Here is a 6,965-nt window from a genome sequence, read left to right as displayed (position 1 = left end):
CAAATTGCTTGGGGTAGCTTTTCCGCGACAAGGGCCACAAACGGGTTCCAGAACCTCCGCAAAGGAGGACGGGCGTAATCAACATAACTGAACCATTCGATTAGAGCTAATTCCCGCTCGGTCCTAGAGAATGGCTATTCCTTTGACAAGCCTAGGGGCTTTTTTTTGGTGTTGTTTTCACAAAACTGCAAAAAACGTGGCCCTTCGGGCCTATTTGCCCAGAGAATACGCTTAACAGATAGGCCAAGGGTTCCGGCGCAGCACCGGGCTTTGAAAGTCGCAGGACGGATGGCCCGTTGTGGCGGTGCCCATATCATCGTGCTGTGCTGCGTCACGGCTATTGCGGCAGCTCTGGCTTAGAGACGCAGTTTGGACCGCGCCTAATCCTTGCGGACAATTCGCATGATGCTTTCGACGTTGAAATCCAGACGTTCATTCAACGCCTGTTCGTCCATCATGTCGCGTTGAAACAGGTAGGACCCGGTAAACCGGTTGGTCAGATAGTAATAGCCGATCGCGGCGATTGTGATATTCAATTGGGTCGCATCTATGCCGGGGCGGAATTCACCGCATTCCTCGCCGCGTTTCAGGATGTCCTGGACCATCTCGACCAACCCTCGGGTCGTTTCCGGCAGGCTGGGCAGTGATTTGATGTGGCGGGCGCGGTGCAGGTTCTCGCTGTTGACCAGAGTGATGAATTCGGGGTTCTTGAGATAGTATTTCCAGGTGAACCGCACGAGGGATTCCAACGCGTCAGAGGGTGACAAGGCCTCGAGGTTCAGTTTGCGTTCAGCGCTTCGAATATCAAGGTATGCCGCTTCCAGTACCGTTTGGAACAGCCCCTCTTTGCTGCCGAAATAGTGATACAGCATTCGTTTGTTGGCATTAGCGCGTTCGGCGATTTCGTCTACCCGCGCGCCGCCCAGCCCGTGTTTGGCGAATTCCTTTTTCGCCGCCTGCAGGATGCGGGCTTTGGTCGCTTCGGCATCTCTTTTCTTTTTAGTTGTCGTCTTTTCGACCACAGCCACCTCCTTTGTCATGCAGCTGTCCCGGCGCAGCAAATCTGGTCAGAGCATTTCGCACAAATGGCCGAGCTTCTTCAACTGTTGCGTGCCAGCCGCCAATTCAGACCGTTCTTATTTCCAGTCTTAGCGCTTGACACATCGTTTCGTAAAGAAGTAACTAGTTAGTGCATTAATGGCGTAGAGTGCCGCTGTGCGGGATCGTCGCCGGGGAGGGGTCGACACAGGAACGCCTTTGATCCCACGTGCTGATGGAAAAGGGAGGACGTCATGTCATTCATCAAGAAATACATCGAACAAGAGACGATAACCCGTCGTAACCTGCTGCTGGCATCTGCCTATGGGGTAGGGGGTGCTGCGATCTCAACTATGTTGGGCGGCATGGCGCGCGCGGCGATCACTGACCCGACCATTGCCTGGTCGTATCGCAACCGGACAAACCCCTATTGGAATGAAATCGTGTCGGGCGGCGAGGCGTTTGTTGAAAGCCTCGGCAAGCCCAAGGATTTCCTGACCCACCTGATCAACGAAGGCTCGTCGGAAAAATCGCTGGCGGACGTCAAGGCGCTGCTGTCCAAGACCAATGGTGAACTGGCACTGGCGATCGACACCAACGACGCACCAAATGCGCGCCCGGTTGTCGAATCCTGCGTGGAGGCAGGCGCCTATGTGTCGACTTTGTGGAACAAGACCGACGACCTGCACCCCTGGGACTTCGGCGATAACTATGTCAGCCACATGAGCTGGTCCGACGAAGGCCCGGCGGAACAGACCGCGCGCATTCTGTTGGACGCCATGGGTGGCTCTGGCGGTGTCGTTCATTTGGGCGGTATCGCATCGAACAATCCGGCCATCGAGCGTCTGGCCGGTCTGAAAACCGCCTTGCTGGATTACCCTGACGCGGAACTGCTGGCTGCAGAACCTGCGGATTGGGATACGCAAAAGGCGAACCAGGTCATGAGCGCCTTCCTCACCCGCTATGGTGATGAGATCAAGGGCGTGCACTGCGCCAACGACACCATCGCCTACGGTGTGCTTGAGGCGTTGCGTGCCGAAGGTATCGAAGACATGCCGATCGTATCCTATGACGGCAACCCGCAAGCGGTTGAGCTGGTCGGCGAAGGCAAGATCCTGGCGACCGTCTTTACCAACCCGCATTGGGGCGGCGGTATCACTGCGGCGCTGGCTTATTACGCGGCCACCGGCCACTTCAAACCGTCCGAAGAGCCTAATGAGCACCGCGAGTTCTACGGTCCGACCATCATGGTCCGTCCCGAAGACGCGCTGGCGTTCAAGGCCCAGTATCTGGACAGCGCTCCGGCGTATGACTGGAAAGATTTCTGGTCCACGTCGAACGGCCAGATCCAATACTAACAAACGTGTCTGCGGGCTGGTCCTGACGCCAGCCCGCTCACTCGGGTCGGTGCTGATCCCGACCCCGCCAATTCACTCAGTGGGAGGAAGCACGTGAGCAATGTGCTGACACGGGATGTTCTGATCAAATGGGCGCCCCTGATCGTCCTTTTGGTTCTGGTCCTGTTTTTCACAGCGATGGAACCGCGTTTCTTTTCGCTGCGCAATTTTGCCCGCATCGGGATCTCGTCTGCGCCAGCGCTGATGGTCGCCATCGGTGTCACGTTCATCATCATCATGGGGTCGATTGACCTGTCGATGGAGGGCACCGTTTCGGTCTGCGCCGTGGTGTTCGCCTTTGCCTTTATCGGCATGGGTGGAACACTGGCGTCGTGGGCCTGGCTGGCCATTCCGTTGGCGTTGCTGGTGGGCGCGGCCATCGGGCTTGTGAACGGTCTAGTTCATGTCTTGCTGAAAATCCCCTCATTTATGGCGTCGCTGGCGATGGGCTTTGTGGGCACCGGCTTTGCCCTGCTATTGACCGGTGGTGATCGGATCAGGGTCGAGGATGACTTGTTCCGGTCGCTGTTGACCGAGCGTTGGTTTGGGTTCCCGATCATGTGCTATGTCGCGCTGCTGTTCCTGCTGATCGCCTGGTTCATCCAGTCGCGCACCACCCTGGGGCGGAACTTCTATGCTGTCGGTGGTGGTGAGGAACTGGCCCATGCCTCGGGCCTGAACGTCAACCGTGTGCGCATCATGGGGTTTGCGCTGGCCGGTGTCTTCTATGCGGTCGGCGCGTTGTTGGCGGTTGGGCGGATCGGGATTGCCGAAACCGCGACGGGGTCGAACTTTATGTTCGTGTCGATCACCTCGGTTGTGGTTGGTGGCACCGCGCTGTGGGGCGGGATCGGTGGTGTCTGGAACACGCTGATCGGGGTGCTGATCGTGAACGTCATAAACAACGGCATGGTTGTGATCGGGTTGCCCGGCTACGTGCAGGACGGTGTTCTGGGCGTGTTGGTCATCGCCGCGGTGGTTCTGTCGACCGACCGCAAATCCGTAACCTTCGTGAAATAGGGGCGGACTGATGTACGAACTGATCAATGTCGACAAGAAATTTCCCGGCGTCCACGCGCTGAAATCCGTGGACTTCCAGATCGGGCGGGGTGAGATCGTGGGTCTGGTCGGCGAGAACGGCGCTGGCAAATCCACCCTGATGAAGGTGATTTATGGCGCCTATCAGCCTGATGGTGGGGACATCACCATCGACGGTACCAAGGTCCGGTTTCAGAACCCCCGCCAAGCGATGGATCACGGCATCGGCATGGTGTTTCAGGAACAATCCCTGATCACCAACCTCACCGTGATGGAGAATATCTTTCTGGGCTTCGAACAGCAATTCGTCAGCTATGGCGTGATCAACTGGAAAGCCATGGCCGAGGCTGCGCGCAAGCAGTTGGCCAAGGTCAAGCTGGATATCGATCCGGCCATGACCACCTCGAAACTGTCCTTTGCACAGCGCCAGCTGGTCGAACTGGCCAAGGTGCTGACGCTGGAGGAGCGGATCGACGGCGATCTGGTGATCCTGTTGGACGAGCCGACCAGCGTTTTGGCCAAGGAAGAGGTCGAGCTGCTGTTCAGCCTTGTGCGCGAGCTGACCAACCGCGCTTCGTTCATCTTTGTCAGCCACCGCATGGACGAGGTTCTGGACCTGTCCGACCGCATCTATGTGATGAAGGACGGTGAGATTGTCGACGTCGTCACCCATGACGATGCCGAGGTGGATGCCATCCAGCACAAGATGGTCGGCCGCGACGTGGACAAGGAATATTACCGCGAGCAGAAGCAGAAACCCTATCAGCCCGGGGCGCAGCCGCTGGTTGCCTTCAACGACGTGTCCGTGACCGGAAAGTACTCGAATGTCTCGTTCGAACTGCGTCCTGGTGAGGTTCTGTGTCTGGTCGGCACCGAAGGGTCTGGGCGCGAGGCAATCCTGCGCACGATTTTCGGCCTGGATACCCCGTCCGCTGGCAGTGTCGCGCTCAAGGGGCAAACCGTCGGAAAGTTCAACGCGCAGTCCGGTGTGGCAAGCGGCGTGGGGTACATCCCGCGCGAACGCAAGGTTGAAGGCATCGTGGCCGGGATGAATGTCTATGAGAACATGACGCTCAGCCAGATGGGGAATTATGCCAACTCGGGCGTGCTGCGCATTGGCGAGGAAAAGTCGCTGGCAAAACAGTGGATCGACCGTTTGGCGATCAAGACCCCAGATGTCTACAAGGATTGCGGCGGGCTGTCCGGCGGCAACCAGCAAAAAGTGGTGCTGGCCAAATGGCGGTCGGCCGGGTCCGACATCATCCTGCTGGATCACCCGACGCGGGGTCTGGATATCGGCGCCAAGGAAGATGTCTACGACATGGTGCGCGAGATGTCGGATGACGGCGTGGGCATCATTCTGGTCGCCGACACGCTGGAAGAGGCCATCGGCCTCAGCCACACGATCATCGTTCTGAAGGACGGTGTCGAACAGAAACGTTTCGATTGCAGCCCGGGGGACAAGCCGTCGCTTTATGACCTTGTCCACCACATGATCTGAGGCCACCCCATGAGTTTTGAACGTATCAAACCCCATCTGCCCTGGATCACCTTACTGGTGCTGGTACTGGTCGTCGGTGCGGCGGATTCCAACTTTCTTCGTCCGGCGAACCTGATCTCGATGATGGCCGACATCGTGCCGCTGTTCATCATGGCACTGGGGATGACCTTTGCGATCTATATCGGCGGTATCGATCTGTCGGCGCAGTCCATCGCCAACATGACCACCGTGGTTGCGACCATCGCTCTGCCGACCTTTGGCATCGGCGCGGCGCTGCTGTGCATCCTGTCAGGCGTGGTGCTGGGCAGTATCTCGGGCTATGTGACGACGCGGCTTTACGTGCCGTCCTTCATCTCGACGCTGGCGGTGGGTGGCATCGCGTTTTCGGCGGCGCAATACATGTCGGGCCAACGCGCTCTGTTCATGGATGCGACGCTGCGGGATTCGACCTTTGGCTGGATGACCGGATCAGTCGCCGGGCTGCCAAGCGAGTTGATCATCGCTGCCGTTCTGGTTCTAGGCGCGTGGTTCCTGCAATCGCGGACGACCTTCGGGCGCGCGCTCAAGGCGGTTGGGGCGGGGGAACCTGCGGCCGTCGCCTCGGGGCTGAACGTCAATCGGATCAAGATCATGGCATTTGCGTTGTCCGGCGGACTGGCGGCGATTGCAGGCTTGTTGTTCTCGGTAAAACTCTCTGGTGGTTCTCCCACACTGGCGAACGGGTTCCTGCTGCCTGCAATCGTCGCGGTTCTGGTCGGAGGTACCCCGCTGACCGGTGGCGTGGGCGGGGTCATCAACACGCTGATCGGCACGCTGATCGTGGCGGTGATCCGGTCCTCAATGCTGTATTTCGAGGTAGATGCAACCCAGCAGCAGATGGTGTTCGGCCTGATCCTGATCGCGGCGATTGCCCTGACCATCGACCGGACCAAGCTGAGGGTCGTGAAATGACCGACACCATGAAAGCCGCCGTCCTCGTGAAGCCCGGACAGTTCGAGGTGCGGGATGTTCCCCGCCCCGAGCCCGGCCGGGACGAGGTTCTGGTGCGCATTTCACGGGTCGGCATTTGCGGCACCGATATCCACATCTTCAACGGTCACTATGCGGTGGAAAACCTGCCGATGATCCCGGGGCACGAATTCACCGGGACCATCGCCGAGCTGGGCACCGGAGTATCGGGTCTGACCGTCGGTGCGCCGGTGGTCGTCGATATGAATATCGGCTGTGGCACCTGTTTCTGGTGCCGCCGTAACGAAATCCTGAACTGCCCCGAGATGCAGCAGATGGGCATCACCATGGATGGGGCCTTTGCCGAGTACATTTCGGTGCCCGCGCGGCTGGTGATCTCGACCCCTCAGGACGTGCCGGCTGAGGTGCTGGCTCTGACCGAGCCTCTGGCCTGTGTGGTCCGCTGTGCCCGCAAGGCCAATATCACCTTTGGTCAGTCCGTCGTGGTTCTTGGAGCCGGGCCCATCGGCAACCTGCACGTCCAGCTTTTGCGCACCATCGGGGCGGCGCCGATCATCGTGGCGGATTTGTCCGAAGACCGGGTGCAGATGGCGTTGGAGGCTGGCGCGGATGTGGGTGTCACGGACCCGTCAGAGCTGGAGGAAACCGTCTTGCGCCACACCGAGGTGCGCGGCGCGGATGTGGTGATCGAAAGCGTCGGGCTGCCCGCGCTATACGAGCAGGCAACGCGCCTGATCCGCAAAGGTGGGCATATCGCGGCCTTTGGTATCACCGGTGCGGGAGAGATTCTGCCCGTCGATATTCTGCAGACGATCCTGCAGGAAAATTCGATCAAAGGGTCGGTTGCGGGCATGGGGCAGGACATGCACGACGCTCTGACCTTGCTGACTCATGGCCGGATCAAGACCGACCGTTTCACCGGTGCCTCTTACGCGCTGGATCACATTCAGCAGGCGTTTGACAGCTTTGCTGACAGGCCCGGTGATCTGAAAACCCAGATCGTCCTGACGCATTAGCCATAG

General features: G+C 58.9%; 7 protein-coding genes. 5 read left to right on the top strand and 2 right to left on the bottom strand.

The window, feature by feature from the left end; all coding sequences use genetic code 11:
• Positions 1-85, bottom strand: an 85-nt coding sequence (locus tag GOX63_RS18615; RefSeq protein WP_170329172.1) for a sugar phosphate nucleotidyltransferase, incomplete at its 3' end; no start/stop codon positions are given.
• Between the two features lie 295 nt (positions 86-380).
• Positions 381-1,040, bottom strand: coding sequence for a TetR family transcriptional regulator (locus GOX63_RS18610; protein WP_170327593.1), 660 nt, complete (start codon positions 1,038-1,040; stop codon positions 381-383).
• Positions 1,041-1,292: 252 nt separating this feature from the next.
• Between GOX63_RS18610 and GOX63_RS18605 the strand changes: the two genes are divergently transcribed.
• The 5 genes from GOX63_RS18605 to GOX63_RS18585 all read left to right on the top strand — a co-directional run bounded on the left by GOX63_RS18605 (position 1,293) and on the right by GOX63_RS18585 (position 6,959).
• Positions 1,293-2,396 (top strand): sugar ABC transporter substrate-binding protein, encoded by a 1,104-nt coding sequence (locus GOX63_RS18605; protein WP_170327594.1) that lies wholly within the window; start codon positions 1,293-1,295, stop codon positions 2,394-2,396.
• A 93-nt stretch (positions 2,397-2,489) separates the two neighbouring features.
• Complete coding sequence (locus tag GOX63_RS18600) at positions 2,490-3,455, top strand: ABC transporter permease (protein WP_170327595.1); 966 nt, start codon at positions 2,490-2,492, stop codon at positions 3,453-3,455.
• A 10-nt stretch (positions 3,456-3,465) separates the two neighbouring features.
• The gene (locus GOX63_RS18595; RefSeq protein ID WP_170327596.1) at positions 3,466-4,974 is read left to right on the top strand and encodes a sugar ABC transporter ATP-binding protein; all 1,509 of its coding nucleotides are present in this window, start codon (positions 3,466-3,468) and stop codon (positions 4,972-4,974) included.
• Positions 4,975-4,983: 9 nt separating this feature from the next.
• Positions 4,984-5,925 (top strand): ABC transporter permease, encoded by a 942-nt coding sequence (locus tag GOX63_RS18590; protein WP_170327597.1) that lies wholly within the window; start codon positions 4,984-4,986, stop codon positions 5,923-5,925.
• Complete coding sequence (locus tag GOX63_RS18585; RefSeq protein ID WP_217356224.1) at positions 5,922-6,959, top strand: zinc-dependent alcohol dehydrogenase; 1,038 nt, start codon at positions 5,922-5,924, stop codon at positions 6,957-6,959. The genes GOX63_RS18590 and GOX63_RS18585 overlap by 4 nt, the downstream gene beginning before the upstream one ends.
• Positions 6,960-6,965 lie beyond the last annotated feature (6 nt).

This window comes from Ruegeria arenilitoris, assembly GCF_013031355.1.
GTDB classification, from domain to species: domain Bacteria; phylum Pseudomonadota; class Alphaproteobacteria; order Rhodobacterales; family Rhodobacteraceae; genus Ruegeria; species Ruegeria arenilitoris_C.
The sequence above is the reverse complement of the archived record's forward strand: the minus strand, read 5'-3'. Positions and strand labels throughout refer to the sequence as shown.